The 25,572-nt window shown below is 31.9% G+C and carries 25 protein-coding genes and 2 pseudogenes; 11 read left to right on the top strand and 16 right to left on the bottom strand.

What is annotated here, in order from left to right:
* The first annotated feature begins 111 nt into the window (after nt 1-111).
* From purB to DZ65_RS0104110, 7 genes are read left to right on the top strand one after another with little or no spacing between them, the layout of a single operon-like run.
* A complete protein-coding gene (gene purB, locus DZ65_RS0104140; protein ID WP_024791275.1) occupies nt 112-1,449 on the top strand; it encodes an adenylosuccinate lyase in 1,338 nt (445 codons plus the stop codon).
* Nucleotides 1,433-2,125, top strand: coding sequence for a carbon-nitrogen hydrolase family protein (locus tag DZ65_RS0104135; RefSeq protein ID WP_024791274.1), 693 nt, complete (start codon nt 1,433-1,435; stop codon nt 2,123-2,125). Before purB ends, DZ65_RS0104135 begins: the two co-directional genes overlap by 17 nt.
* Nucleotides 2,122-2,730 (top strand): protein-L-isoaspartate(D-aspartate) O-methyltransferase, encoded by a 609-nt coding sequence (locus DZ65_RS0104130; RefSeq protein ID WP_024787397.1) that lies wholly within the window; start codon nt 2,122-2,124, stop codon nt 2,728-2,730. The genes DZ65_RS0104135 and DZ65_RS0104130 overlap by 4 nt, the downstream gene beginning before the upstream one ends.
* Nucleotides 2,731-2,767: 37 nt before the next feature.
* Nucleotides 2,768-3,160 (top strand): Fur family transcriptional regulator, encoded by a 393-nt coding sequence (locus tag DZ65_RS0104125; RefSeq protein ID WP_024787396.1) that lies wholly within the window; start codon nt 2,768-2,770, stop codon nt 3,158-3,160.
* Nucleotides 3,129-3,932, top strand: coding sequence for a metal ABC transporter solute-binding protein, Zn/Mn family (locus DZ65_RS0104120; protein ID WP_024787395.1), 804 nt, complete (start codon nt 3,129-3,131; stop codon nt 3,930-3,932). The genes DZ65_RS0104125 and DZ65_RS0104120 overlap by 32 nt, the downstream gene beginning before the upstream one ends.
* A complete protein-coding gene (locus tag DZ65_RS0104115) occupies nt 3,929-4,657 on the top strand; it encodes a metal ABC transporter ATP-binding protein (RefSeq protein ID WP_024787394.1) in 729 nt (242 codons plus the stop codon). Before DZ65_RS0104120 ends, DZ65_RS0104115 begins: the two co-directional genes overlap by 4 nt.
* Nucleotides 4,638-5,417 (top strand): metal ABC transporter permease, encoded by a 780-nt coding sequence (locus DZ65_RS0104110; protein WP_024789583.1) that lies wholly within the window; start codon nt 4,638-4,640, stop codon nt 5,415-5,417. Before DZ65_RS0104115 ends, DZ65_RS0104110 begins: the two co-directional genes overlap by 20 nt.
* On the opposite strand, the gene DZ65_RS0104105 is transcribed toward DZ65_RS0104110, so the two are convergent.
* The 4 genes from DZ65_RS0104105 to DZ65_RS0104090 all read right to left on the bottom strand — a co-directional run bounded on the left by DZ65_RS0104105 (nt 5,404) and on the right by DZ65_RS0104090 (nt 11,333).
* Entirely contained in the window at nt 5,404-6,135 is a 732-nt protein-coding gene (locus tag DZ65_RS0104105; protein WP_024787392.1) for a patatin-like phospholipase family protein, read from the bottom strand. The two genes, DZ65_RS0104110 and DZ65_RS0104105, sit on opposite strands and share 14 nt — an antisense overlap.
* Nucleotides 6,125-6,868, bottom strand: coding sequence for a UDP-2,3-diacylglucosamine diphosphatase (locus DZ65_RS0104100; protein WP_024787391.1), 744 nt, complete (start codon nt 6,866-6,868; stop codon nt 6,125-6,127). The genes DZ65_RS0104105 and DZ65_RS0104100 overlap by 11 nt, the downstream gene beginning before the upstream one ends.
* A 40-nt stretch (nt 6,869-6,908) precedes the next feature.
* Nucleotides 6,909-9,572 carry a bifunctional YncE family protein/alkaline phosphatase family protein gene (locus DZ65_RS0104095; protein WP_024791273.1) on the bottom strand — a complete coding sequence of 888 codons (2,664 nt, stop codon included), beginning with the start codon at nt 9,570-9,572 and terminating at the stop codon, nt 6,909-6,911.
* Between the two features lie 63 nt (nt 9,573-9,635).
* Entirely contained in the window at nt 9,636-11,333 is a 1,698-nt protein-coding gene (locus tag DZ65_RS0104090) for a lysophospholipid acyltransferase family protein (RefSeq protein WP_024789581.1), read from the bottom strand.
* Nucleotides 11,334-11,398: 65 nt separating this feature from the next.
* Between DZ65_RS0104090 and DZ65_RS0104085 the strand changes: the two genes are divergently transcribed.
* On the top strand, nt 11,399-12,034 hold the full coding sequence (locus DZ65_RS0104085; RefSeq protein WP_024790760.1) for a TrmH family RNA methyltransferase: 636 nt from the start codon (nt 11,399-11,401) through the stop codon (nt 12,032-12,034).
* Here DZ65_RS0104085 and DZ65_RS0104080 read toward each other — a convergent pair.
* From DZ65_RS0104080 to DZ65_RS0104070, 3 genes are read right to left on the bottom strand one after another with little or no spacing between them, the layout of a single operon-like run.
* Entirely contained in the window at nt 12,021-12,716 is a 696-nt protein-coding gene (locus tag DZ65_RS0104080) for an MBL fold metallo-hydrolase (protein WP_024790759.1), read from the bottom strand. The two genes, DZ65_RS0104085 and DZ65_RS0104080, sit on opposite strands and share 14 nt — an antisense overlap.
* Nucleotides 12,713-13,318, bottom strand: a complete 606-nt coding sequence (locus DZ65_RS0104075) for a class I SAM-dependent methyltransferase (protein ID WP_024790758.1) — start codon at nt 13,316-13,318, stop codon at nt 12,713-12,715. The genes DZ65_RS0104080 and DZ65_RS0104075 overlap by 4 nt, the downstream gene beginning before the upstream one ends.
* Before the next feature lie 3 nt (nt 13,319-13,321).
* On the bottom strand, nt 13,322-13,651 hold the full coding sequence (locus DZ65_RS0104070; RefSeq protein ID WP_024790757.1) for a helix-turn-helix transcriptional regulator: 330 nt from the start codon (nt 13,649-13,651) through the stop codon (nt 13,322-13,324).
* A gap of 93 nt (nt 13,652-13,744) precedes the next feature.
* Here DZ65_RS0104070 and DZ65_RS0104065 point away from each other — a divergent pair, with 93 nt between their 5' ends.
* Nucleotides 13,745-14,107 carry a DsrE/DsrF/TusD sulfur relay family protein gene (locus DZ65_RS0104065; RefSeq protein WP_035908145.1) on the top strand — a complete coding sequence of 121 codons (363 nt, stop codon included), beginning with the start codon at nt 13,745-13,747 and terminating at the stop codon, nt 14,105-14,107.
* A gap of 18 nt (nt 14,108-14,125) precedes the next feature.
* Here DZ65_RS0104065 and DZ65_RS0104060 read toward each other — a convergent pair whose 3' ends face one another.
* The 7 genes and pseudogenes from DZ65_RS0104060 to DZ65_RS0104025 all read right to left on the bottom strand — a co-directional run bounded on the left by DZ65_RS0104060 (nt 14,126) and on the right by DZ65_RS0104025 (nt 19,880).
* A complete protein-coding gene (locus DZ65_RS0104060; RefSeq protein WP_024787385.1) occupies nt 14,126-14,923 on the bottom strand; it encodes a sulfite exporter TauE/SafE family protein in 798 nt (265 codons plus the stop codon).
* Nucleotides 14,924-14,955: 32 nt separating this feature from the next.
* A complete protein-coding gene (locus DZ65_RS0104055; protein ID WP_024787384.1) occupies nt 14,956-15,633 on the bottom strand; it encodes an anaerobic ribonucleoside-triphosphate reductase activating protein in 678 nt (225 codons plus the stop codon).
* Nucleotides 15,633-17,930: pseudogene (locus DZ65_RS0104045) on the bottom strand (ribonucleoside triphosphate reductase). The gene DZ65_RS0104055 and the pseudogene DZ65_RS0104045 overlap by 1 nt, the downstream one beginning before the upstream one ends.
* 118 nt (nt 17,931-18,048) lie before the next feature.
* A pseudogene (pyrC, locus tag DZ65_RS11460) lies at nt 18,049-19,018 on the bottom strand (dihydroorotase).
* Between the two features lie 9 nt (nt 19,019-19,027).
* The gene (locus DZ65_RS0104035; RefSeq protein ID WP_024787380.1) at nt 19,028-19,432 is read right to left on the bottom strand and encodes a type II toxin-antitoxin system VapC family toxin; all 405 of its coding nucleotides are present in this window, start codon (nt 19,430-19,432) and stop codon (nt 19,028-19,030) included.
* Nucleotides 19,419-19,631: a hypothetical protein gene (locus tag DZ65_RS0104030; RefSeq protein ID WP_024787379.1), complete on the bottom strand. Its 213-nt coding sequence runs from the start codon at nt 19,629-19,631 to the stop codon at nt 19,419-19,421. The genes DZ65_RS0104035 and DZ65_RS0104030 overlap by 14 nt, the downstream gene beginning before the upstream one ends.
* 9 nt (nt 19,632-19,640) lie before the next feature.
* The gene (locus DZ65_RS0104025; protein WP_024791272.1) at nt 19,641-19,880 is read right to left on the bottom strand and encodes a DUF493 domain-containing protein; all 240 of its coding nucleotides are present in this window, start codon (nt 19,878-19,880) and stop codon (nt 19,641-19,643) included.
* 56 nt (nt 19,881-19,936) lie between these two features.
* Between DZ65_RS0104025 and DZ65_RS0104020 the strand changes: the two genes are divergently transcribed.
* Complete coding sequence (locus DZ65_RS0104020) at nt 19,937-22,159, top strand: diguanylate cyclase (protein WP_024791271.1); 2,223 nt, start codon at nt 19,937-19,939, stop codon at nt 22,157-22,159.
* Here the strand turns inward: DZ65_RS0104020 and DZ65_RS0104015 are convergent.
* Together DZ65_RS0104015 and rsmA are read right to left on the bottom strand one after the other, a co-directional pair.
* Complete coding sequence (locus DZ65_RS0104015; RefSeq protein WP_024791270.1) at nt 22,147-24,003, bottom strand: ribonuclease J; 1,857 nt, start codon at nt 24,001-24,003, stop codon at nt 22,147-22,149. The two genes, DZ65_RS0104020 and DZ65_RS0104015, sit on opposite strands and share 13 nt — an antisense overlap.
* Nucleotides 23,972-24,691, bottom strand: coding sequence for a 16S rRNA (adenine(1518)-N(6)/adenine(1519)-N(6))-dimethyltransferase RsmA (gene rsmA / locus DZ65_RS0104010; protein ID WP_236617344.1), 720 nt, complete (start codon nt 24,689-24,691; stop codon nt 23,972-23,974). Before rsmA ends, DZ65_RS0104015 begins: the two co-directional genes overlap by 32 nt.
* 110 nt (nt 24,692-24,801) lie before the next feature.
* Between rsmA and hisF the strand changes: the two genes are divergently transcribed.
* Nucleotides 24,802-25,563, top strand: coding sequence for an imidazole glycerol phosphate synthase subunit HisF (gene hisF, locus DZ65_RS0104005; protein WP_024791269.1), 762 nt, complete (start codon nt 24,802-24,804; stop codon nt 25,561-25,563).
* Nucleotides 25,564-25,572: the final 9 nt, after the last annotated feature.

Here is a 25,572-nt window from a genome sequence, read left to right as displayed (position 1 = left end):
ATCCTTTTATTATTACTACTCACAACCACGCCGCTTTGCAAGCGGCCGGGCAAGCTCACTACTCACTATGTACTATATTATTGTATAATTGTATCAAAAAAAAGGATATATATGGTTGAAAGATATGCCAGGAGTGAAATGAAAAAACTGTGGAGCCAGGAAGCTAAATACGGCGCATGGCTGGAAGTTGAAAAAGCGGCGGTAAAAGCATGGAACAAACTGGGTTTAATTCCGGATGTTGATGCAAAAAAAATTATTGAAAATGCAAAATTTGATATTAAAAGAATTGAGACAATAGAAAAAGAAACAAAACACGATGTAATAGCATTTTTAACAAGCGTGGCTGAAAGCCTGGGAAAGGAGAGCAGATGGGTCCATTATGCCCTCACCAGCTCAGACACTATTGACACAGCAACAGCCCTTCAAATGAGAGATTCTCTTAAAATAATTATTGATGATGTAAAAATGGTAATGGAAAGCATTAAAAAAAGGGCAATGGAGCATAAATATACGTTAATGGTTGGAAGAAGCCACGGAATTCACGGGGAGCCTATTACATTTGGGCTTGTTTTATCCATCTGGTATGAAGAAATGAAAAGACACCTTAAAAATTTAAAAGAAACACTTGACGTTATCAGTGTCGGAAAATTAAGCGGTGCTATGGGTAATTTTGCCCACGCTCCGATTGAGCTTGAAGAGCTTACATGTGAATTTTTAGGTCTTAAACCGGCTCCTATTTCAAATCAGGTAATCCAGAGAGACAGATATGCGCGCCTTGCTTCATCTTTGGGACTGCTCGCAAGCACAGTGGAAAAAATAGCGGTAAATATAAGACATTTTCAAAGAACGGAAGTTTATGAAGCGGAAGAATATTTTTCAAAAGGTCAAAAAGGAAGTTCCGCAATGCCGCACAAAAGAAATCCCGTTCTTAGCGAAAATATTACAGGTTTAGCAAGGGTTATCAGAAGCTATACTATTCCTGCAATGGAAGATGTCGCCCTTTGGCATGAAAGAGACATAAGCCACAGCTCGGTTGAGAGATTCTGGCTGCCGGACGCATTTGTTACCACCGATTTTATGCTCCACAGACTAAATAATATTATTGCAAATCTTTTGGTATATCCGGAAAATATGATGAAAAACCTTAATTTAACGGGAGGGCTTGTATTTTCTCAAAGAGTTCTTTTAGAACTTCCCAAAAAAGGAATAAGCAGGGAAAACGCTTATAAAATAGTTCAAAGAAACGCAATGAAAGTATGGGAGGAGCTTCAAAAAGGAAAAAAACCAATCAATGACAAAGGTGAGAGCCTGTTTTTGGAAAACCTGCTAAAAGATGAGGATTTGAGAAAAGTTATGAAAGAGGATGAAATAAGAAGTCTTTTTGATTACAATTATTATACGAGAAATGTAGACAAAATTTATAAAAGAGTGTATGGAAGTGAAAAGTGAAAAGTTAAAAGTTGAATTAGTTAATTTTTATACAACCGATGATTATAAAAAAAATTTAGAAAAAGTTATTAATATAATAAAAAATTCCTCTTCCGATTTTCTTCTTTTTCCGGAAGTCTGTTTAACCGGGTTTGATTATAAAAACTGGAAAAAAGCTAATGAATTCGGTGAATTTGCAATAGATGAACTTTCAAAAATAAATAAAGCATTTGCTATGAGTATTATTTTAGAAAACAAAAACTGTTTTTGTTTTTTTGACAACGGTCTTGTTTACAAAAGAGCCAAATATAATCTTTTCGGATATGAAAAAAAATTTTTTGAAGTAGGCGGAAAACCGGATGTTTTTGAATGGAGAGGTTTAAAAATAGCAAGTCTTATCTGTTTTGAAATCAGATTTACCCAGTATTGGGAAAAATTTAAAGGCATTGATTTGATTTTAGCTCCTTCAAGATGGGGAAAAGAGAGAATTGAGCACTTTAAAACTCTTAATAAAGCCCTGGCTCTTTCCTCCCAGTCCCAGGTATTGGCGGTAAACAGTGCAAATGAAAAGCCTTACGGATGCAGTTTTGATGCTTGGGGTGAAGGTGTTGAATTTAAAAACGAAAAAATAATCACTTTTATTGATTTGGAAAAAAACCAAAAAATCAGAAAAAAACTTGACATAGGAATAAAATGAATCATATATTAGCAGATAAATTAGCCGATTTTGTAAATTTTTCACCCGCTATTTACAAAGCATTCTGTGAAATTGACAGAAAATTTTTTGTGCCTGCCGGCTTGGAAAAACATACTTATGAAATTACCCCCCTCCCTCTTGATAAACAATCTACAATTTCCTCCCCTTTAACCATTGCAAAAATGACCTGTCTGCTTGAATTGGACGGGACTGACAAAGTTTTGGAAATAGGCAGCGGAAGCGGATATCAGGCGGCAATTTTAAGCAAAATTGTAAGACGCGTTTTTACAGTTGAAAGAATCTGCAGACTTGTTAAAGAAGCAAAAAAACGGTTTGAAGAAATGAGACTCTTTAATATAAATATAAAATGCGACGACGGAAGAGCTGGCTGGAGAGAATTTGCCCCTTATGAGAGAATACTTTTTTCCGTTGCAACAGAAGAGATACCGGAAGAATTATTCACCCAGCTTAATAATAACGGTTTTATTTTAGCCCCAATTAATAAAGGTAACAAACAGATAATTACAAAATTTTATAAAAACGGAAAAAAAGAAGAAATTGAGACCTGTGAATTTGTCCCTTTAAAAAAAGGGATAATAAAATAGTATTGCAACCAAGTTGCATTTTTGATATAATTTCAACATGTGTGAAAAGTTATTAAATCTTAAAAAAACAGAGTTAAAAATAGCTAAATTGTTACAAAAAGGTATCTGTTCTGCAAAAGAGTTGCAAAAAAATTTAAATGTAGATAAAGCAACTGTTTACAGAAACATACATTCCTTACTTAAAAAAAAGATAATAAGAGAAATAAAAAACAGCGAGGGCATTAGTTTTTATGAAATAAACTGTAAAATTCACAATCCTATTCATCCACATTTTGAATGCAAAATATGTAAAAAAATTTACTGCCTGAATGCTTTAAAGCCTGAAGATGTAATAAGTCTAACCAAATATACGGATTTTGAAATAGATTCAGTTGAAATTAAATTTAAAGGAATATGCAATGAATGCAAAAAAACAATGGAAAATGGATAATGGAAAATGGAAAATTTTAATTTTATTACTGCCTATTTTCAGTTTTGCTTTAAACATAAGTGTAACGGTTTTACCCCAAAAAGGCGTTGTTAAAGCTATTGCCGAAGAAAAGGCCAATGTTTATGTAATGGTACCTCCCGGAAGCAGCCCTGCAACCTATTCAATAAGTTTTAAAGAGCTTAAAAACATTAAAAATTCAGATGTTTATTTTACAATCGGAGTGCCTTTTGATAAAAAATATATAAACAAAATTAAAGAAACAAATCCAAATATAAAAGTGGTATATTTTGGAAAATATTTAAATAAAGAACCCAACCCGCATATATGGCTAAGCCCTGCTAAACTACAGCTTGAAGCAAAAGTTGTTTTAGATGAATTAATTAAAGCAGATCCAAAAAACAAAGAATTTTATTTAAATAATTATATAAAATATATTAATTCCTTAGCTGCTTTGGAAAAAGAAGGATTTTTAAATATAAATCAAAAATCATTTATTACATTCCACCCGGCATTTTATCATTTCAGCCAGGATTTTCACATAAAAGAAGTTGCTCTTGAAAAAGAAGGTAAAGAACCAAGCTTTTCATATCTTAATAAAGTGTTGAAAACAGCAAAAGAAAATCATATAAAAACAGTAATAATTTCACCGGAATTTCCTAAAAAATATGCCGAAATCATCGCTCAAAAAATAAATGCCAAAACTTATGTGATAAGTCCTTTGAATGAAGATCCGAGATATACCATTAAAGAACTCATTAAAGCCCTTAAATGAAAGCGGTTGAAATAAAAGAGCTTTTCTTTAAATATAATAGTGAATGGATATTGAAAAATATTAATTTAACTCTTGATGATAAAGAGTTTTTAGCTATTATCGGGCCAAACGGAGGTGGAAAAACCACCCTTTTAAAACTGATTTTAGGATTTTTAAAACCAGATAAAGGGGAAATTAAAATTTATAATAAATCCCCGCTTTCAGCCAGAAATTTAATAGGTTATGTTCCCCAATATACAACCTTTTCCCTTGATATTCCAATAACCGTTTTTGATATAGTGCTTCAGGGAAGAGTTAAAAAAGGTAAATTTTTTTATTCAAAAGAAGACAAGGAAAAAGCAGTAAATATCCTTAAAAAATTAAAAATAGAAAATCTTAAAAATAAAAAAATAAGCGATCTCTCAGGAGGCCAGAGGCAAAAAGTCTTAATTGCAAGGGCACTTGTCACCGAGCCTAAAATTTTAATAATGGATGAGCCTACAAGCGCAATAGACATAAACGGACAAAAAGAAATTCTTGATTTAATAGAAAATATTAAAATAACACGTATTGTTGTTAGTCACGATATTAAAATATTATTTAAAGAAGTTGATAAAATAGCTTATATTAATAAAACTGCCGTAATTCACGAAGGTCCAAAACTTAATATTCCAACAGACAAGCATTTTTGCGAAATTGAGCTTATGGATTTTTTAAAGGAAAAAAATGTGGGATTTAATAAGTAATTCAGTATATGCAGGAATTCTTCTTAGCATTGCAATTGGAATAATAGGCTCACTGATAGTTATAAACAAAGCTTCAGCAATTACCGGAAGTATTGCCCATGGAAGTTTTGGAGGAATAGGACTTGCAATTTTTCTTGGGAGTTCCGTACTTTTAACAACCACTGTTTTTGCCATTTTTTTAACACTGATTTTGGCATTTATTTCCATAAAATATCCCCATAGGCTTGACAGTTTTTTAGGTGTTATCTGGGCGCTTGGAATGAGTTTGGGAATTTTATTTTTATCCTTGGCTCCAGGGTATCATTCAGACGTGTTAAGTTATCTGTTTGGAAATATTCTACTTGTTGATTCAAATGATTTAAAATATATGATAGGAGTTGATTTTATTTTGTTAATTTCTATAATTTTTTTATATAACTATTTTCTTGCAATGAGTTATGACAGGGAATTTTTATATTTAAGGGGGATAAACGCAAATATTATTTATACACTGTTTTTAATTCTTACGACTCTTAGTATTGTAATGAGCGTAAGAGCCATTGGAATTATATTGGTTTTAGCTCTTTTTACAATTCCGCCTCTTATAGCCGAAAGATTTACAGATAAATTTTATAAAATGATTATTTTAAGTGCTGTTTTAGCCGCAGTTTTTACAACCGCCGGAATTTTTATAAGTGCAAAATACGACATCGCCCCAACCCCTGCTATTGTAATTATTGCAAGTATCGGACTTTTTTTGAGCCTTTTTAAAAAGAATTAAGAAACTCCTCTCCCCTCTCATACCCCATTTCAAACAAATCGTCAAAATTTTTAAATGAACAGAGCTTATAATCTGAAAGTCTTTCATCGGTTATATAAAAATTACACTTTTTAATGCTGCCCTCTGACGAAACCCTCCATGAAAGATAAAACATTCTTTTTAAAATTCCAAAAAAGCTTTTTTTAAACTCTTTTTTTAAAGGAAACAAATCAACCCCGACAATTATCCCCTCTTTAAAAACACCGACAGGCAGGTTTTCCTTAATCCCCCCGTCAACCAAAAAAAGATTATCCAGCTCAACCGGAGGGAAAAAAGGCATTATGGCACTTGAAGCCAAAACAGCCTTTTTTAAATCACCTTTTTCAAAGTAGATAATTTTTCCGCTGTTTAAATCGAGTGCATTTACATATGTTTTAATGTTAAGTTCTTCAAAAGTTGAAAGTGGAATAAATTTTTTGGCAATCTCTGAATTTATATCTATTTTAAAAAAGCCTTTAGTAAGAGAATTGAATTTAAAAACTTTTTTAAACGCTTTTGATTTTAAAAGTTCAAGCTGTTTTTGAGGTTTTACCCCGCATGCATAACTTGCACCGATTAATGCACCTATACTGCTGCCTGAAATTGCATTTATATCTATCTTTGAATCAATAGCTTCCAAAAACCCTAAATGAAAAGCCCCTCTGAAGGCTCCGCCTGAAAGTGCCAGATTAATTTTCATAATTTAACCATTCAATTATTTTCCATTCCCCCTCATACGTTTCAACCAAAGCAGTGCAGGATTCCACCCAGTCCCCGCAGTTCATATAATCAATATCCCCTATTTTTCTTATTTCAGCTTTATGAATATGCCCGCAGATTATACCATTATATTTATTTGTTTTTGCATACTGCGCCAATACATTTTCAAAATCGGTTATAAAATTGACAGAAGATTTGACATTGTCTTTCATATATTTTGAAAGTGACCAGTATCTGTTTATTCCACAGATTTTTCTGATTCTGTTAATCGGGTCGTTTAAATGAAGCAGAATTTCATAGCTGTAATCTCCAAGGATTGAGAGCCATTTTTTTGTCATAGTTATAGAATCAAAAAAATCACCGTGTGTAATATAATATTTTTTACCGTTAATTGCATCATATTCAGCCTCATTTAAAATATGGGTTCTCTCCCCCAATACCACTGGCAAAAAAGGCCTTAAAAAATCATCATGGTTTCCGGTGATATAATAAACTTCTGTTCCTTTTCTTGCTTTTCTTAAAAGTTTTTGAATAACATCTGAGTGGGACTGAGCCCATTTTATTTTTCTTTTTAATGCCCAACCATCAATTATATCACCAACAAGATAAAGATTTTCAGATTCATTTTTCCTCATAAATGAAAGAAGTTTTTCTGTCTTTGAATATTTTGTCCCTAAATGCACATCGGATATAAAAATTGATTTATATTTCATTGCTCATTCCCTGAAAATACACGGAAAATTTTCCGTGATTTTAATCGTCATCGTCTATATGGCTGCTTTTTATAACATATTTTGAAGGATAAGGCGTATTATAGCCTTTTGCAGAATACCAAATCATTTTATTGAGCAAATCATCATTTGCTGAATTATCCATTTTTGTATCCAATTTTGATGCTATTTGAGACCATTTACGAGCCAATCCACTTAACTCATCAGGTTTTGGATTCATATTATCAAGAGGTATCTGGTTTTTAACATGCGTATAAGGGGTGAAATCAGGTTTATTTGTAAAACAGCTGTACATAACAGGGGCAGTTGCGTCATTAATATTCATAGGAGGAATTCCTAAAATTCTTTCTATAGTATGCAAAACCGATAACTGTGTATAAAAAGTATGAATTACCTGGTGTTTTTTTGAATAAGGGCTGATAACCCATGCAGGACCTCTGTATGAAGAAACATGGTCCCAGCCGTCCTGGGTATCGTCTTCCAATACAAAAATTACAGTATCTTTCCATATAGGGCTGTGCGAAACGGCTTCTACAATTCTCCCCAAAGCCAAATCATTATCCGCAACCATTGACGCAGGTGTCGGATATCCAGGTTTTAGATGAGAAGTATGGTCAGCCGGAAGAGCCATTATGGTAAAATCAGGGAAATTACTGTCAGTTGCTTTTTTAATATCTTTAATAAATGCGTCCGCCCTTATCTCGTCAGGTATTCTGTGATGATCATATCCCGGATATGTATTTGAAGTATATTTTGCAATATTGTTTAAAGATACATAATTTTTAAACGGTATTGAAATTCCATTCTTATAATCAGTGTAAAACTGTTTCCATGTTGAATATTTTGGAACATCAGCCTGAACATTTTCACCGTAATTTTTAAAAGTATGTCCGTGGAAAAGAACATCATCCCAGATATATCCTGTTTTTGGTGAAACCATCGCATCCAAAATTACATGAGGATATCCCCTGAACCAGCCTCTTACATTTTTTTCCACATAATCATCCACAAATGCACTATCACTCCAAGGATGTCCTTCGGCCGAACATTTGCCTACATCATAAAAATTATCCAAAAGTCCGAATTCACGTGCTAATTTATGCATATTAGGAGTAACTTTTTTACCGAATACCGTTAAATAAGCTTCCCCGTTACCTTCTTTCATATCACCTAAAACCTGGTCATACGTTCTGTTTTCTTTTATAATATAAATAACATGCTTAAATACAGAAGGTTCCCCGAGTCTTTCAGGAACCGGAACAGGTTTAACATTTTTTCTCGGAGGAAGCATAGATTCTTCGATTGCTTTTTTAAGTTTTCTATATTGCATATTGGTCTTAACCTGATTTGTCCAGTATTGTAAATCCTCTTTTTCAAGCTCAGGCAATTTTATATCAGAAATATATGCAAATTCTCTGTGTGTATTGTAATACCCAGCAGTTGAAATGTTTTTTCTTCCTTTTTGAGGATAATTCAATTTGAAGTGTTTGTCATTTTTATTTTGAGTTGTAGCTCTTGAATAAAGCCCTTCCGTATCGGCTACATATAACTTTTCCCCGTCTTTTGAAACATCAAGCCCCCCAGGATACGCACCTGTTGGGATAAGTCCGATTACTTGATTATTACTTAAATCAATTACACTGACACAATTAAGGTTTCCATCCGCCACAAAAAGAAATTTTTCATCTGGGGACAGCGCCAGGGCATCAGGAGAAAATCCGTAAGGAACCCTGTTTGGTGAAACACCTATATTTTCAATTTTATAAGTTTTTGTGTCAATAACCGAAACAGTATCGGAGTTTGCATTTGCCACATAAACTTTGCTTCCTTCTTCGTTTGAAATAATGTCATTCGGATGAAGCCCCACGTTTAAGGTTTTTATTACATTGCCGTTTTCATCCATAACGCTTACAGTGCCGCTTGCCGCACTTTCACTCATGGAATCAACCTTTATAAATCCTGCTTTTTCATCATTCCATCCGCCTTTTGAAACAATGTCATTATACGGATTGGCTAATTTCCCTCCCCAGTTTGTAACAAAAATTTTCTTATTGGCAATTGCCAAGCCGTATGGGAAATTTCCTTTTGTCCCTTTTTCCCAAACCAATTTTTTTGTGGCCACATCTATTTTTGCTACTTTATCAGCACCGTTAAGTGTAACGTACATATATTTCCCGTCTTTTGAAAATTTTATATCGTTAGGAAGTGCGGGTCTGCCGTTTTCTTTATCAAAATGATAAAATTTACTTATTGCCGCATTTGTACCTGTTAAAGCGGCTTCCAGAATATCTCCCAAACTTGTTGTCCAGTAAATATGTTTTCCGTCTTTTGAAAAAGCAATTCCCGAATACATATTACCTGAATGTTTTTTAGATAAAAAAGATTTTTTAAGATTAATTTCATTTATAACTTTATCTGTTTTTGTATCAATCAATGTTAAATAAAACCTCCCCTCAACCGCAAGTATTTTCCCATCCGGCGAAAGCCTGCAGTCCATTGCATGCTGCTCTATGTCCGCAGTTCCGTATTTTATTAATTTGCCTGCGGGTGTTAACCTATCTCCGGTCGGTGCAAAATATTCATTTTGAACATTTTTTGATTGTCTGTCCAAATTCATATTGTTTGCACATCCGCTCATCATTATCAAACCAATTGATAACATCAAACCGTATTTTCTAATTTTCATTCCCTCTCCTTAAAAGTTTTTCAAAAGAAAGTATAGGAAATTAAAATAACATTAAAATAACAATTAAAGATATCTTTTTTTCTTTTGCGGCTTAATGGTAGAAATATCAACCAATACAAAACTGTCAATACAATTGTTAAAATCCTCATCCACATTGTAATCTATAAAGCTGGCTCCTTCTCTTTCGCATAAATCAGTATATTGCTTATATAAAGTAGGAATAGAAGTATTATAGTAATTTAGATAGCTTCTTAAAATATTAAAATCTTCTTTTAAACCGCCTTTAAAAACAGAATTAAATTCTTCCAATGAATTTTTTGAAACAATAAAAGGATTTTTTGCTTTTACTAAATGTTTGTTTTTTCCATAATATTTATCAAAATAATAAATTATCATCTCCTGGGCAAAAAGAGGAATTTCAGTGCTTAAACTCACAGGCCCGAAAAGATATCTAATATTATTTTTACTTTTAATATAAGCACCTATTCCCTGCCAAAGTAAATCAAGCGCCCTGCTGCCCCAGTATTTTGGTACTACAAAACTTCTTCCAAGTTCTATTGCATTCGGTAAAATTTTTATAAACTCATCACCGAATTCATACAAAGTATTGGTATAAAACCCTTTTTCTTTAAATTTTTTATATATAAACTCTCCATTTCCTATTCTGTAAGAGCCCACTATTTCAAGTTCATCTTCATTCCATAAAATTATATGGTCATAATAATAATCATACTTGTCTTTATCTTTTCTTTTACCTGTCCCCTCGCCCACTTTTCTGAATGTATATTCCCTTAGCCTTGCAATCTCTTTTAAAATAACACTGTCTGGAGAATATTTATACAGATATATAATTTTTCCATCGGTTGTTTTTCCTAAAACTTCGCAGCGCTTTAATTCATCTTTAAGCTCTTTTTTATCAACAGGATGAATAATCGGTTTTTGAGTTTGGTAAACTTCCTTTTTATTTTTTCCAATTTTATAAAGATGTTTTTTAAAAAGTTTTACCTGATATTGTTCATCAATTTTATTATCAAAACTATCAAACGGGATTAATTCTCCAATTTTAAATTCAAGATGCGAATTTTTTTTCTTAAACATTTCATTAAATAAAAGAAGAGAAGATAAATTTTTATTAATCAAAGACATACTGTAAAATATTTTGGAATTTTTAGCTTTTATAAAAACAGGTAAAATCGGGGCTTTATTATGTTTTGCAAAATGTAAAAATCCTTTATGCCATTTGCCGTCCCTTATTCCTGTGGGAGTCGGCCTTGAAACTTCACCCGAAGGAAAAATTATTACAGCTTCCTCATTATGAAGGGACTTATTAATGTTTGATAACGAAGCTTTTGTAATTTTATTGTCAAAATTATCAACCCCTATTAGAATAGATTTTAACTGTTCAAGTAACAACAAATTATTTGCCATAACCTTTATATCTTTTCTGACCTTCTTTACCAAATCAATAAGACAAAATGTATCTAAAATACCCGTCGGATGATTCGCGATAATTATAATCCTGCCGTTTACGGGAATATTCTCTATCTCAGATACTGTATATTTATAAGAGAAATTTAACTTCTCAAGCGCTTCCTCAATGAAAGTAAAAGGCTCTTTTTGGGGAAATTCTTTTAAAAATTCGTCAATTTCATTTTTATGGACAATTTTGTTTATTGTTTTAATTACACCTTTAGAGACAGGTTTTGGAAGCTTTTTTAACTGAGGATATTTTTTTAAGACTGTTTTATTAATATTTAACATAAAACCTCCATTTTTTCATTATTTTAAAATGTTAAAATAACATTCAAATAACAAAAAGGAAAAAAGTGTATTTAGTTACTCAGGAAAGATTAGGTAAAATGAAACAAATTTTAAACACAAGACAGCGGGATTTAAGGGTTTTTATGGATTATGTCTATTCCGCCCACAATCTCTCGGCAATTGTCAGGACCTGCGATGCCGTAAATATAGGAAAACTTTATTACAGGCACCAGAAAAAAGTAAAATTAAACAATGATATAACTATGGGTGCCCATAACTGGATATTTAATGAATATATTAACGATATAGAAAAATTTTATCAGGATATTAAAAAAGAAGGCTATCAGGTGGTAGTTACCATGCTTGATGAAACTTCTGTTGATTTTAGAGAAGTTGATTATACAAAACCTACTTTAATAGTTCTTGGCAACGAAGTTGATGGTGTAAGTGATATTTCAATTAAATATGCAGATAAAAAAGTGATTATTCCAATGTATGGAATGAGTCAGAGTCTTAATGTATCTGTGGCAAATGCAGTAATGCTGTATGAAGCCCAGCGTCAGAGACAGGCAAAAGGAATGTATAACAAACCTCAGCTGCCACCTAAACTTATTCAAAAAACCCTTAAAAAATGGGCTTATGATGATATTATTGAAAAAGAACTAAGGAGGGTGAGACATAAAAAATCTAAAATTCAATAATTCTACCGACTCCGCCCGGTATAAAATTTTCCCCATAAGTTTCTTTAAACATCCCTATTGCCAAATCACCGCTGCAATGAGTTGGTGTTACATATTCAACCCCTAAATTTTTAAGTTCATTTATAACTTCAGCAATTTCTTCTTCACTGCTTCTCATTAAATGAAATCCTCCAAGTGCATAAAGCACCGGTTTATTTAGCATCTCAATTGCTCTTTTTACAATATTTACAATCCCCGGATGCGCACAGCCTGTAACAACTATTGAAAACTCTCCTTCATCAATTACAAGGCTTTGTTCACCAATTGGATGCATAACTCCGGTTGAATAAAAATTATCAAAAAGTTTAGTGGGATATTCATTAATAACTTTTACTTTTTTGCTTAATTTTTTTAAATCCCTTATATATAATGCTGATAATGAATCCGGTAAAAACATTGTTAAATTTCTGTTTATATCAACCACAGAATCAATTCCTCCTATGTGGTCCCAGTGAGGATGTGAAATAAAAAGATATTCAAGTTTTTTTATATCAAATCCCATTTTTGAAATATTCCTGATTAGCGCCCTTCCGTTAGAACCTGTATCAAACAAAAAATTATCATTTATAATACATCCAAATCCCCAAAAACTCTCTAATTTTTCATTTGCCCTGTAATTATCAAAAACTATACTGAATCTCATTTTCTTCCCCTTATAACCTTAAATGCCCCGCCGTTGCAACTTTTTATTTCAAAACTTAAATTATCTAAACCCTCTCCGTATAAATTTTCCACACATTCAAATTCACTAAATCCGGCTTTTTGAAGTAAATCAATTATATCATCTTTTGTAAAAAAGATAGCTTCTTTATAAAATTTAGACTTAAATTTATTTTTTTCATAAAACATGCCAAGAGGAGAGTTTAAATCTACAAAAGCTACAATTACAAACCCGCCTTGTTTCAATGCTTTATATGTGTTTTGAAGCGTTTTAAGTGGGTCTTTTACAAAACAGATTGTTGTTACAATCAAAGCAAAATCAAACTCTTCCTCGAAATCCATCTCCTCAGCTGTAATATTAATTACTTCAATGTCTCTTTTTTTGGCGATTTCGCTCATTTCTTTGCTTGGTTCAATCCCAACTTTAATGCCAAGAGGTGCTGCAAACCTGCCGGTTCCCACCCCTATTTCAATACCTTTTCCCTCAGGCAATAATTCTTTAATTGTTTTTAACTCCTCTTCATAAATTTTTGTATGTTTTTCAAACCATTCTTCGTAATCTTTTACTAAATTATCAAAAAGCATTTGTTATTCCTTCACCATAGAATTAAAGCATTCCTGCAATTCTTTTATAACTTCCATATTTGGTTCTAAAAAAATTCTGTTACCTATTTTTTTCATTTTTATTAAATTGGCTTCTTTTAATTCTTTTATATGTCTTGAAATAGTGGGCAGTGAATATTCAAACTGTTCGGCAATAACCCCTACACACAAAGCCTGGGAAATAATATCATCTTTTCTGGCTTTTTTGTTAATTCCACAAACATAAGGTTTTCTTAAAATATTTAAAAAAATTTCAAGCCTCGTCTTATGGCCCAGGGCTTTAAAAGCCTTGACTTTTTCTTCAAGCGTCAACATAAAAATCCTTGATTTTTTTTATAAAAGATTATACCATACGCTTTAATATTTAGCAAAAAAGCTAAATAGCTAAATTAGTAAAAAGGAGCGGATATGAATCAAAAAATTTTATTTATTTTCAACCACGAACCATATGACGGCAGTGATATTGCATGGAACGGGTTAAGACTTGCCAAAACATTGTTTGAAAACGGAAATGATGTCAGAATTTTTTTAATGAATGATTCTGTGGATATGGCAAGGGAATGTTACAAAAAACCTGAAACCTATGATACGGATTTAGTTGCAATGCTTAAAGAGATGTATCAAAACGGAATAAAACTAAAAGTTTGCGGAACATGTCAGGCAAGATGCGGAATTTATAAAAACCAGCCATATTTTGAAGATACCATAAAAGCTACGATGCAAGACTTGGCAAAATGGGTGGAAGAATGCGACAAAGTAATAACTTTTTAATTTCTTCTTCTGCCAATTTTAACCCAAAAGGGAATGTAACCCTACAAAAAGCAAAAACAAAATAAATAAAATTCTAAGCCAGAGTTTTGGCATTTTATGAGACATCCATGCCCCTATATAAGTGGAAGCCATAGAAATTGGGGCCACAAATAAAACAGCCGGAAAATATACATATCCAAGCGTCCATTGAAAATGGACTTTATTAAAACCCAGAAAAATATACATTAACATTCCGATTATTCCAAGCGGCAGTATCAATGCCGATGTAGTGGCTGTCGCTTTTTTAATGTCAATTCCGTATTTTAACAAAACAGGTGTTATAAAAGCTCCTCCTCCTATTCCGAACATTCCGGATTTTAATCCCATGACAATTCCTATAACCATTTTTACAACAAAAGGAATTTCTTTTTTTTCAAATTCTTTTTTTAATTTATATTTTTTAAATGTATTTATAATCATATTGATACATAAAATTAATATAACCAGTCCGAAAAATTTTTCAAGCAGTTTTGAAGGAAGATAGGTTGCTATAAGAGCCCCTATAATATTAAAAGGCACAATATATAAAATTAATGTTTTAAAAAGTTTCCAATCAATTCTTTTTTGTTTTTGATAAGAAATAATATTTCCTACAACAGTTAAAGAAACAATTGCCAAAGAAGTGCCTGAGACAAAATGCATATACTCATTATGAAACAGTCCAAAATGTTTAAAAATCAGCAAAAGCCCGGGTACGATTACCAAACCCCCGCCGATTCCCAATATGCCCGCAAGTATACCTGTGATAATACCTAATATTATATAATATAAAATCATAAAAAGCCTTATTTACAAATTAGGTTATTATACTAAAAATTTCTAAATTCTACAGGAATGGAGGAAATTATTTGCGAACGGTCAAGTTTTCTTTTTTGAGGTCCGATATTTCCAAGAGTTTCTTTTTCACTTTCAAAAAAATTCTGAAGATAATACGTTTTTTTATATCCCAAATCATACAAAACATCAATAATTTTGTTTATATCTTTTTCATTCAGTAAATCAGTATGCACGGTAGTTCTTACTTCAAAGTCAATATTGCTTTTTATTAACATTTCAAGTGTTTTTTCAAATTTATCATAATATCTGTTTTTGGTAATCTGTTCAAATTTTTCAGGAGGGGCTTTAAAATCAAGTGCTATGTAATCCACTAAATTATTTTCAACCATTTCTTTAATTATTTCTGTATTAATACCGTTTGTATCGAGTTTGATTTCAAAGCCCATATCTTTTATTTTTTTAGCAAAATTTATTAAATTTGGATAAAGCGTGGGGCATCCCCCGGTAAATGTCACTCCGTCAAGCAACCCTGTTCTTGTTTTTAAAAATCCGATTATTTCATCTTCTTCAATTCTCTTTTTACCGAACACAACATCTTTATTGTAACAATAAGGGCATCTCATATTACATCCGCTAAACCACAATATGGCACAAAGCCTTCCGGGAAAATCAAGGGATGAAAATTTTTGAATGGAATAAATTCCGTTCATTAACTTTCTTTAAAATATTTTCTTTCTCTGTGCTCCGCCTTTTTACCTATATTGAAACTCTCAACAGGTCTGTGATATCCCATAACCCTTGTATAAACCATACATTTTTGTCTTTTTTCTTTTAATTTTTCCAAAATTTCTTCTTTAGATAATTCTTTTACTTTCATATTCTCTCCTTTTTTAGATTAGTCATCGATTTTATATTTTCCTTCTTCAATTTCCCTTAAAAGCTCTTCATCACAATAAGGACAGTATTCATGTTCACCCGCTATATATCCGTGTTTTGGACATACACTAAACACAGGCGTTATTGAAATATAAGGCATTCTAAAATTAGAAATTGCCTTTCTAACCAGCTTTTTAGCAGCTTCGGGTGAGCTTAATTTTTCACTCATATATAAATGCAATACCGTTCCCCCCGTATACAAAGTTTGCAAATCATCCTGCAGACTTAGGGCTTCAAAAGGATCGTCTGTATAATTTGCAGGAAGCTGGGATGAATTCGTATAATAAGGCGCATCTTCATACCCCGCCTGAATAATATTTGGAAATCTTTTTTTATCTTCTTTTGCAAACCTGTATGTTGTCCCCTCTGCCGGAGTCGCTTCAAGGTTATATAAATTTCCTGTAATTTCCTGATATTTTATAAGCTTATTTCTCATAAATTCAAGCACTTCTTTTGCAAATTCCACTCCCCAAACAGTTGCTATATTTTCCCTATCACTTGTAAAATTTCTTATCATTTCATTTATACCGTTTACGCCGATTGTGGAAAAATGGTTGTTAAATCCCGGCAAATATCTTTTTGTATAAGGATAAAGCCCCCTGTCATACATTTCCTCTACAAATTTTCTTTTCTTTTCCAAGGTTGATTTAGCCAAATCCATTAAATATTCCAATCTTTCAAGTAACGCTTCCTTATCGCCTTTAAACAGATACCCAAGTCTTGCCATATTGATAGTTACAACACCTATACTTCCTGTCATTTCGGCACTTCCGAAAAGCCCGCCGCCTCTTCTTTTAAGTTCTCTCAAATCGAGCTGAAGCCTGCAGCACATACTTCTGACCGCTCCGGGCTCATAAGCATTTGGATTTCTCACCCTGTTTCCGTTTTCATCTGTAATATACTGACTACCTATAAAATTTTGAAAATAACTACTTCCTATTTTTGCGGTGTTTTCCCAAAGAGCCTTAGCAGCAGGTGAATCCCAGTCAAAATCTTCGGTAATGTTTACCGTAGGGATAGGAAAAGTAAAAGGCTGGCCTATTGCATCACCTTCTGTCATTACCTCATAATAAGCTTTTATAATTTCCTGCATTTCGGGCTCGAAATCTTTATATGTGGCATCTGTCAGTTTTTTGATATTGGGGTTCCTTTTTTGTAATTTTTTCAATAATTCTTCATCTTCCATACCTTCAAGCAAATGTTTATTGTTTCTTGTCGGTATCTGGTCTTTCAAATCATCCGGAACCGTAAAATCTATGGTAATGTTTGTAAAAGGACTCTGTCCCCACCTTGCAGGAACATTAAGATTATATACAAAACTCTCAACCGCCTCTTTAATTTCATTAAATTTCAGTTTATCTTTAAACACATAAGGGGCCAGATATGTATCAAAACTGCTGAATGCCTGAGCTCCGGCCCATTCACTCTGAAGTATTCCAAGAAAATTCGCCATCTGTCCAAGAGCACTTCTGAAATGAGAGGGCGCCTTGCTTTCCACCCTTCCCCTTACTCCGTTAAACCCTTCATTTAAAAGATTCCTTAAACTCCAACCCGCACAGTATCCGCTCAGACAGTCCAAATCATGTATATGATAATCCCCGTCTCTGTGGGCCCTTCCCTCTTCGGGAGAATATACCTTATCAAGCCAGAAATTAGCAATAACTTTTCCTGCGGTATTATTAATAAGTCCTGCATGTGAATAACCCGTATTGGAATTGGCGTTTATTCTCCAGTCCTGTTTATTAATATACTCTTCGATTGTTGTATTGCAGTTTATATATGTAGCATCTTTATTTAATAAATTTTCTCTTTGAAGTTTATGCAAATGCCGATAAAGCATAAAATTTTTCATTACATCAAAATATCCGTGTTTATAAAGAGATTTTTCTATTAAATCCTGAATATATTCGACTTCAGGTGTCTCTATTTCTTTAATCTGTTCAATTACTTCATTAAACACATGAGGGTCATATTTAACATTTGTGGCATCAAAAGCCTTAATTATCGCTTCTTCAATTTTATAAGGGAAATAGTTTTGATAACTTCCGTCTCTTTTTATTACTCTTTTCATTTTTCAGCCCTTGGAGTTTTTAAAATTATACATCTATAAACTTAATAAAAGCTTAAAAAAGCCCGGGATTACCGGACTCTTTTTGTCCTAAACAATCATTCATTCCCTATATTGGGGCTTAAGAAACCACTTTATATTTAAAAATTTTTCCTGCAAACATCGGTTTAATTTCACCCACAATATATGGGGCTGTCCATTCCTCTTTTATTAATTTTACTTTTTTCTCCGGCACATCAATATTGAAATTTTCTCTTGCATTGTTGCTTACAAATTTTTGAAGTGTTTCTATATCTTCTTCAAAAAATTCGGCAAGTGCCGGAAGTATTATAGGGGCGCTGAAAATTCCCGCTGCACCTTTTAATTTGTTTTTTATCGGATGAGGGGCCGAATCGCTTCCAAACATAACTTTTTTATGACCGGATTTTACAAATTTTTGGATTGCATTCCTGTCTTTTGGAGTTTTGACAACAGGCTTGCAAAAATAATGGGGATTTAGCATTCCACCTGCAACCTCATCAAGCGTTAAAAGAAGATGATGAAGCGTGATGGTCGCATACAAATTCTCATATTTATCAAGCAAATCCAATGTTTGGGCAGTTCCGACATGCTCCATTATAATTTTTAATTTTGGAAAATCACGGGCCAGTTTTTCATAAACTGGAATAAATTCTCTTTCCCTCTCCATTACAAATCCGTGGGTTTCACCATGAATACTGAGAGGAATTCCAAGTTCCTGCATCATTTCAAGTACCGGATAAACCGTTTCAATTCCCCTGACACCGCCTTCACTGTTAGTTGTAATTCCGGCGGGATAAAGTTTTACAGCAAAAATAAACTCTTTTAATTCTTTTAATATCCTTTTCTGAATATTCTCTCATAAAAACATTCATTAAAGGAGTAAAATCTTTGGAACTGCTTAAAATTTTCTCTTTATATGAAAGAAGTCTTTCCTTATTATCAACGGGCGGTACTAAATTCGGCATAACAACTGCCGCTGCAAACTGACTTTCAGTGTAAGGTAAAACATCTTTTAATATTTTGCCCTCTCTTAAATGCAAATGCATATCAATCGGAGTATTTAAAATCATTATTATCCTTTATTTTACAATTTCAATTTCTATATTATAAAATTTTTCTAAATTTTTAAAATCAAAATCAAATGTAATAATCTTTTTACAAAACTTATTTGCCGTTTCTAAATGAATAAAATCATTAATATTTCTACATTTATTTAATTTTATACATTTTTGATAAGCATTTAAAACATCATGTTTATTAAAAGTAAATTGACAAAATTTAGAATAAAAATCAATATGTTCCCTACATTCATTAATAATTTTTAGTTTTGATAAAGTAAAAATATATTCACTTATTACAAGAGAAGAAATTACAAACTCATCGTGTTCTAAGGCATCTTTTATCAATTTTTCAGCCAATAAATATTTTTCTTCATCTTGATTTAGCGTATTATAAATTAAAACATTAGTATCAAAATAAATCATTATTTACCTCATTTTCCATACCTTTATAATATGAAACTTTGGGTTTAACTCTTTTTTTAGTAATTTGTTTAAATTCTTCTAAATCATTTTTATTTTCATTCTTTGGAAAAATTAAAATTTCAATTTCTTTTCCAATATATTCTTTTGGTATATGAATAATTAATTTTTCTTTATCTGGCTTTACAATTTCTCTAATCATTATATACCTTTACAAAACAAATTTTATATCTTTATGTTTATTGAGACGCTTAAAAAATTCATTTCTCTCTTCCTCATATGTAACATAAACTTCAAATTTTTGTGAATGGTATTTCCCGTGCGATTTTGAATCTTTAATTTCACATTCCTGGTTGTTTATACACTCTTTTACGGCTTTTTTCATTTTTTCTTTATCTTCTCCAATAATAGTATATCCCCATATTCTCGGATATTCTATCTTTTTTCCCATATTACTCCTTTAATTTTATATTAATTTATTATATAATTATATCATAAGGGGGAGAGATGCCTGTAATAATTATTATGATATTACTTTCAATTCTTAGCGCCGAAAATATTACACTGGATTTAAAATGGAAAAACGCTTTTCAGTTTGCCGGTTTTTATATGGCCAAAGAAAAAGGATTTTACAAAAAATATGATTTAAATGTAACTTTTAAAGAACTTAGTGATAATAATCCTATAAGCGATGTTTTAAATAACAAAGCTCAGTTTGGAATTGCAAATTCCTCTTTAATTTATTATAAACTAAAAGGAAAACATGTAGTTGCCCTTATGCCTGTTTTTGAGAATACCCCTATTGCAATTGTTTCAACCGACCCTAAAGTAAAAACACTTAAAGATTTAAAAAGAAAAATAATACATACCCCTAAAATGGCATTTTATAACATCGCTATCATCGGAATGTTAAAAAAAGCCGGTATAGACTTTAAAAAAATTAAAATTACCAATAAGATTTTTAGCGAAACAGATTTAAAAAAAAAGGGTGTTTATATTATTTACATAACCGACCAATTATATTGGCTTGAAAAAAACAAAATTCCATACAAACTCTTTTCGCCTTTAAATGAAGGCATCGATGCTTATGGTGATGTATTGTTTACATCCGAAAGTTATTTAAAAAATAATCCCAAAACAGTTAAAAATTTTGTAAAAGCCACCAAAAAAGGGTGGGAGTATACAAAAACCCATATAGATGAAACTGTAAAAACAATTCTCAGAAAATACAATACACAGCATTTCACTTATAAAAAATTAAAAAATGAAGCATATAAAACTATCCCGTTTTTATCGGAAAATTATCTTTTTAACAGAGACAAAATAAATCAGCTTAAACTATTATACCAGTTAATTTTTAATATAAAAAACGATTTTGATTTTTTTGATTTTGTATATTCCCCTTATATCACAGAGAAAACAGAAAAAACCTTTATAGAAAACAACCTCATTCATTGTATATCCACTTCAACCTGGCCGCCTTTTAATTTTTTACAAAATAATGAATTAACGGGAATATCTATAGATTTTTGGAAAAATATCAGTAATAAAATTTATCTGAAAAAATTTTGTGAAATTGCACCTGATTTTACGACTGAATTAAATAAAGTAAAAAACAAAGAAGCAGATGTTATTCCAAATACAACCGATACCCCGGAAAGAAAAAAATACGCTATTTTTACAAAGGCATATGTAAGTTATCCCATTGTGATAGCTACAAAAAACAATGTAAATGTTATTTTAAATATGGAAGATTTATATAACAAAAAAATTGCCGTAGGAAAAAATTATACAGCATATGAATTAATTAAAAAATATTATCCAAAAATCAAAATTGTTCCTGTAAAAGATTCTGAAGAAGGTTTAAAACTTTTGGAAAAAGGAAAAGTTTTCGGAGTTGTTGATATTTTCCCCACACTGGCATATTATATATCCAAACATAAATATTTAAATATTTCTATAAAAGGAATAACACCTTTTTCTTTCCCTCTGAAATTTATGATAAGAAATGATTACAACACATTAAAAAATATTTTAAATAAAGTTATAAACGATATTCCAGCAAAAGAAAAAGTAAATATATTAAATAAATATGTTTCGGTAAACATTTATGAAGGAATACCATACGAAAAAGTAAAAAAAAGATATTTAATAGGTGCTGTTATAATAGCAAGCTTATCGTTAATACTGGTTTTATTGGTAATTTTGTTTTTTAAAATAAAAAAAATAAAAAACAAATTGGAAATAATTGCAACTCATGACAAACTTATTACAGAAATTTATAACAGACTGGAAATGAACAAAAGATTAATTGAGGAAATTGAAAGAGCAAAAAGATATAAAACACCGTTATCTATCATTTATTTTGATATAGACTATTTCAAAAAAATTAATGACACTTATGGACATGAAAAAGGTGATTTTGTTTTAAAAGAAATTTCTAAACTTATAAAAGAAAATATTAGAAAAACAGATATATTTGGAAGGTGGGGAGGTGAAGAGTTTTTAATCATATTACCTTCCACCAAAGCAAAAGAAGCGGTTAAAATTTCTGAAAAATTAAGAAAAATTATACAAGAGCATAATTTTGACGGTTTAAATGTTACCATATCTTTCGGTATAGCTGAATTAAAAGAAAATGACGATAATATTTCAATAGTAAACAGAGCCGACAGAGCTCTTTATAAGGCAAAAGAAAAAGGAAGAAACATAGTTGTTTACATAAAATAGACAACAGGCACTATTGTAGGGTATTTTTTGGTTTTTCTGAAAACATGTTTTCTTATCACATTTCTGAGTTCATTTTCAAAAATTCTGTTTTTTTCATATACATAATCTTTCGCATGATCAATATAATTTACCAAAATATCTTCCATTTCTTTGGCAAATGCTTTATCCTGTCTGTCCGCGATAATTCCGTATGTTGTAACTCTCGGCCTTCCTATAAGTTTTTTATTTTGCCTATCTATTTGGGCAACAACCATAATAATCCCCTCATTTGCTAATTTTTGCCTGTCCAAAACAATATCTGTTTCAATCTGTTCGTTTATCTGGTTGTCAATATATATTTTTCCTGTTTTTACAGATTTTACCTTTCTGACCCTTTTTGGAGTTATTTCCCATTGTTCGCCGTCTTCCATTATAAAGATATTATTTTCATCCAATCCTGTTGTAAGAGCAGTTTCCCTGTGTTTCATCCTGTGGTTGTATTCTCCGTGAACCGGAAAAAAATATTTGGGCTTAACAAGCCTTATCATCAATTTTTGCTCTTCCTGAGAAGCATGTCCGCTTACATGTATTTCACTGAATTGTTGATAAGCGACTTTTGCGCCTTTTTTCATTAAAAAGTTTATCAGTTGGGAAACACTTGGCTCATTACCGGGTATGGCCCTTGCACTTAGCACAATCTGATCACCTTCTTTTATTTTAACGTGTCTGTGCTCGTCTATAGCCATTCTGTATAATGCACTCATGCTTTCCCCCTGGCTTCCAGTTGTTACAATCAATATTTCATTGTCCTGATATTTCCCTATTTCATAAGGGTCTATAAATATATCCCTTGGAAGTTTGATATAACCTAAATCCATTGCTACGTTTAAGTTCTGTTCCATACTTCTTCCGATAATACAAACTTTTCTTCCGTGTTTTATACCCCTTTCAATTGCCTGATAAACCCTGTGTATGTTGGAAGAAAATGTTGACATTATAACCCTGCCTTTGCTTTTCAAAAACAGATCGTCAAATGTGTTTCCAACTATGCTTTCACTCGGGGTAACACCCGGTTTATATGAATTTGTAGAATCGCTGAAAAGTGCAAGCACCCCTTTTTCACCGTAATATGCAATCCTGTTTAAATCAGGGGCGTATCCGTCAATCGGTGTATGGTCGATTTTAAAATCCCCGGTATGTATTACTGTCCCCGCCGGGGTCTGTATGGCAAGCGAAGATGAATCAATAATAGAATGTGTCATATGAATCCACTCTACTTTAAAATCCCCTATTTGAATAGGATGCCTTTTTTTTACGCTTCTGAAATAACTTTTGTATTGCAGAATTTTATGTTCTTTAAATTTGTTTTCTATCATGGCAAGAGGCAAACTTGTTCCATATATTAGAAGCTGTATTTCTTTAAAAAGATATGGCACGGCCCCTATATGGTCTTCGTGACCGTGTGTTATTATAAGCCCTTTTATTTTATGCCTAATTTCCCTTAAATATGTAAAATCTGGAATTAAAATATCAACTCCGTGCATATCCTCGCTCGGAAAACTCATCCCGCAGTCAATTATAATTGCACTGTGTTCTGTTTCAAGTACTGCACAGTTTCCCCCTATTTCATCAAGTCCGCCAAGCGGGGTAAACTTAATCCATCTTTTTGTATTTTCATTTATTTTATTAAATGTATTAAGCCTTGATTGGTGAATTTTTTCATTTTCATTAAAAGCTTTGTTCAAATCTTTAAACCATACAAAATTTTTTGGATCTGCTTTTTTTTGTGCAGATTTTAAATTTTGTTTTTGATTGCTGTTTTTATTATTCTGTTTACTGAGATTTTGGTTTTTGTTTTCTTCCATTCTTACTCCTTTCCTTTAGCGCGGAAAAGAGCCGGAAAAAAGTTAAGCCGTCTACCTGGTGAGGTCTTAATTTCGGATCAAGTTCAAAATCTTTCAAATTCAGCCCTGTTGCAGATAAATTCTTACTGAGTGTTTTTCTGGGATTACTAAATGCAATTTTTAAAAATTTAGCAAACTCTTCATCATAGTTTTTTTTAAATTTTTCAAATAAAATTACACTGCTTGTCACCTTCGGAGCAGGAACAAACGCCCCGGGAGGTATATCAAACAATTTTTTTACTTTTGCAACACTGCTTGCCAAAACAGCCAAAGAAGAATAATTTCTATTGCCTGTTTTCGCACTGAATTTATCTGCCACTTCCTTTTGAATTAAAACCAAAATATTTTTTGCGTTTTTATCTTTAAGGGCTTTTAAAATTATATTTGTTGCTATATAATATGGTAAATTTGCAATCAAATCATAATTTTCTTCAGCTAAAAAACCCTTTTTCCAAAATTCAAGAACATCACCACAAATTAGATTTAAGTTCGGAAATTTATCTTTTAAAATTTCACACAAATCTTTATCAATTTCTATTGCTGTCACTCTTCTTTTTTCCAGCAACTTTTCCGTTAAATCGCCTAAGCCAGGCCCAATCTCTATAATTAAATTTTGAGTATTGGGCATCGCTTCGACGATTTTTTCCAAATAATATTTATCTTTTAAAAAATTTTGACCAAATTTTTTCTTTGCTCTGATTATAACATATCCTTTTTATAATGTAAAGTATGTTAAAATTATAACAAAAAAGGTTTTTTATGGAATATTTTGCAAAAAGAATAATTCCCTGTCTTGATGTTAAAGAAGGAAGGGTTGTAAAAGGGGTAAATTTTGTAGGCTTGCGCGATGCCGGTGACCCTGTTGAAGCTGCAATAAGATATAATGATGAAGGAGCGGATGAACTGACTTTTCTTGATATTAACGCAAGCCATGAAAAAAGAAAACCTATAATTGATATTATCAAAAACGTGGCAAAAGAAGTTTTTATTCCTTTAACCGTGGGAGGGGGTATAAGCGAACTTGATGATATTTATAATTTATTAAACGTGGGATGCGATAAGGTTTCAGTAAATTCAGCCGCTGTAAAAAATCCGGATTTTATAAATGAAGGGGCAAAAAGATTCGGAAGCCAGTGTATAGTAGTTGCAATTGATGTAAAAAAAGTAGCGCCTCAAAAATGGAATGTTTTTATAAAAGGAGGCCGCGAAGACACAGGACTTGATGCTATTAACTGGGCAAAGGAGGTAGTAAACAGAGGTGCGGGGGAAATACTTTTAACATCAATGGATACAGACGGGACAAAAGCAGGATTTGATATTCAAATAACGGAAATTATTTCAAAAATGCTCAACGTACCTGTTATTGCCAGCGGAGGGGCAGGAAAAATGGAGCATTTCAAAGAAGTTTTTGAACACTCGGCAGATGCTGCATTAGCAGCAAGTATTTTTCATTTTAGAGAAATAGAGATAATGGACCTTAAAAAATATTTACAGCAAAACAATATAAGCGTGAGAATTTAAATGGAGAAT

It is taken from the genome of Lebetimonas sp. JS032, assembly GCF_000523315.1.
GTDB lineage: Bacteria > Campylobacterota > Campylobacteria > Campylobacterales > Nautiliaceae > Lebetimonas.
The sequence above is the reverse complement of the archived record's forward strand: the minus strand, read 5'-3'. Positions and strand labels throughout refer to the sequence as shown.

Bases quoted from the DNA above. Each gene is read 5' to 3' on its own strand.
- purB (WP_024791275.1), top strand. From the start codon at position 112: ATGGTTGAAAGATATGCCAGGAGTGAAATGAAAAAACTGTGGAGCCAG.
- DZ65_RS0104135 (WP_024791274.1), top strand. From the start codon at position 1,433: ATGGAAGTGAAAAGTGAAAAGTTAAAAGTTGAATTAGTTAATTTTTAT.
- DZ65_RS0104130 (WP_024787397.1), top strand. From the start codon at position 2,122: ATGAATCATATATTAGCAGATAAATTAGCCGATTTTGTAAATTTTTCA.
- DZ65_RS0104125 (WP_024787396.1), top strand. From the start codon at position 2,768: ATGTGTGAAAAGTTATTAAATCTTAAAAAAACAGAGTTAAAAATAGCT.
- DZ65_RS0104120 (WP_024787395.1), top strand. From the start codon at position 3,129: ATGAATGCAAAAAAACAATGGAAAATGGATAATGGAAAATGGAAAATT.
- DZ65_RS0104115 (WP_024787394.1), top strand. From the start codon at position 3,929: ATGAAAGCGGTTGAAATAAAAGAGCTTTTCTTTAAATATAATAGTGAA.
- DZ65_RS0104110 (WP_024789583.1), top strand. From the start codon at position 4,638: ATGTGGGATTTAATAAGTAATTCAGTATATGCAGGAATTCTTCTTAGC.
- DZ65_RS0104105 (WP_024787392.1), bottom strand. From the start codon at position 6,135: ATGAAAATTAATCTGGCACTTTCAGGCGGAGCCTTCAGAGGGGCTTTT.
- DZ65_RS0104100 (WP_024787391.1), bottom strand. From the start codon at position 6,868: ATGAAATATAAATCAATTTTTATATCCGATGTGCATTTAGGGACAAAA.
- DZ65_RS0104095 (WP_024791273.1), bottom strand. From the start codon at position 9,572: ATGAAAATTAGAAAATACGGTTTGATGTTATCAATTGGTTTGATAATG.
- DZ65_RS0104090 (WP_024789581.1), bottom strand. From the start codon at position 11,333: ATGTTAAATATTAATAAAACAGTCTTAAAAAAATATCCTCAGTTAAAA.
- DZ65_RS0104080 (WP_024790759.1), bottom strand. From the start codon at position 12,716: ATGAGATTCAGTATAGTTTTTGATAATTACAGGGCAAATGAAAAATTA.
- DZ65_RS0104075 (WP_024790758.1), bottom strand. From the start codon at position 13,318: ATGCTTTTTGATAATTTAGTAAAAGATTACGAAGAATGGTTTGAAAAA.
- DZ65_RS0104070 (WP_024790757.1), bottom strand. From the start codon at position 13,651: ATGTTGACGCTTGAAGAAAAAGTCAAGGCTTTTAAAGCCCTGGGCCAT.
- DZ65_RS0104065 (WP_035908145.1), top strand. From the start codon at position 13,745: ATGAATCAAAAAATTTTATTTATTTTCAACCACGAACCATATGACGGC.
- DZ65_RS0104060 (WP_024787385.1), bottom strand. From the start codon at position 14,923: ATGATTTTATATTATATAATATTAGGTATTATCACAGGTATACTTGCG.
- DZ65_RS0104055 (WP_024787384.1), bottom strand. From the start codon at position 15,633: ATGAACGGAATTTATTCCATTCAAAAATTTTCATCCCTTGATTTTCCC.
- DZ65_RS0104035 (WP_024787380.1), bottom strand. From the start codon at position 19,432: ATGATTTATTTTGATACTAATGTTTTAATTTATAATACGCTAAATCAA.
- DZ65_RS0104030 (WP_024787379.1), bottom strand. From the start codon at position 19,631: ATGATTAGAGAAATTGTAAAGCCAGATAAAGAAAAATTAATTATTCAT.
- DZ65_RS0104025 (WP_024791272.1), bottom strand. From the start codon at position 19,880: ATGGGAAAAAAGATAGAATATCCGAGAATATGGGGATATACTATTATT.
- DZ65_RS0104020 (WP_024791271.1), top strand. From the start codon at position 19,937: ATGCCTGTAATAATTATTATGATATTACTTTCAATTCTTAGCGCCGAA.
- DZ65_RS0104015 (WP_024791270.1), bottom strand. From the start codon at position 24,003: ATGGAAGAAAACAAAAACCAAAATCTCAGTAAACAGAATAATAAAAAC.
- hisF (WP_024791269.1), top strand. From the start codon at position 24,802: ATGGAATATTTTGCAAAAAGAATAATTCCCTGTCTTGATGTTAAAGAA.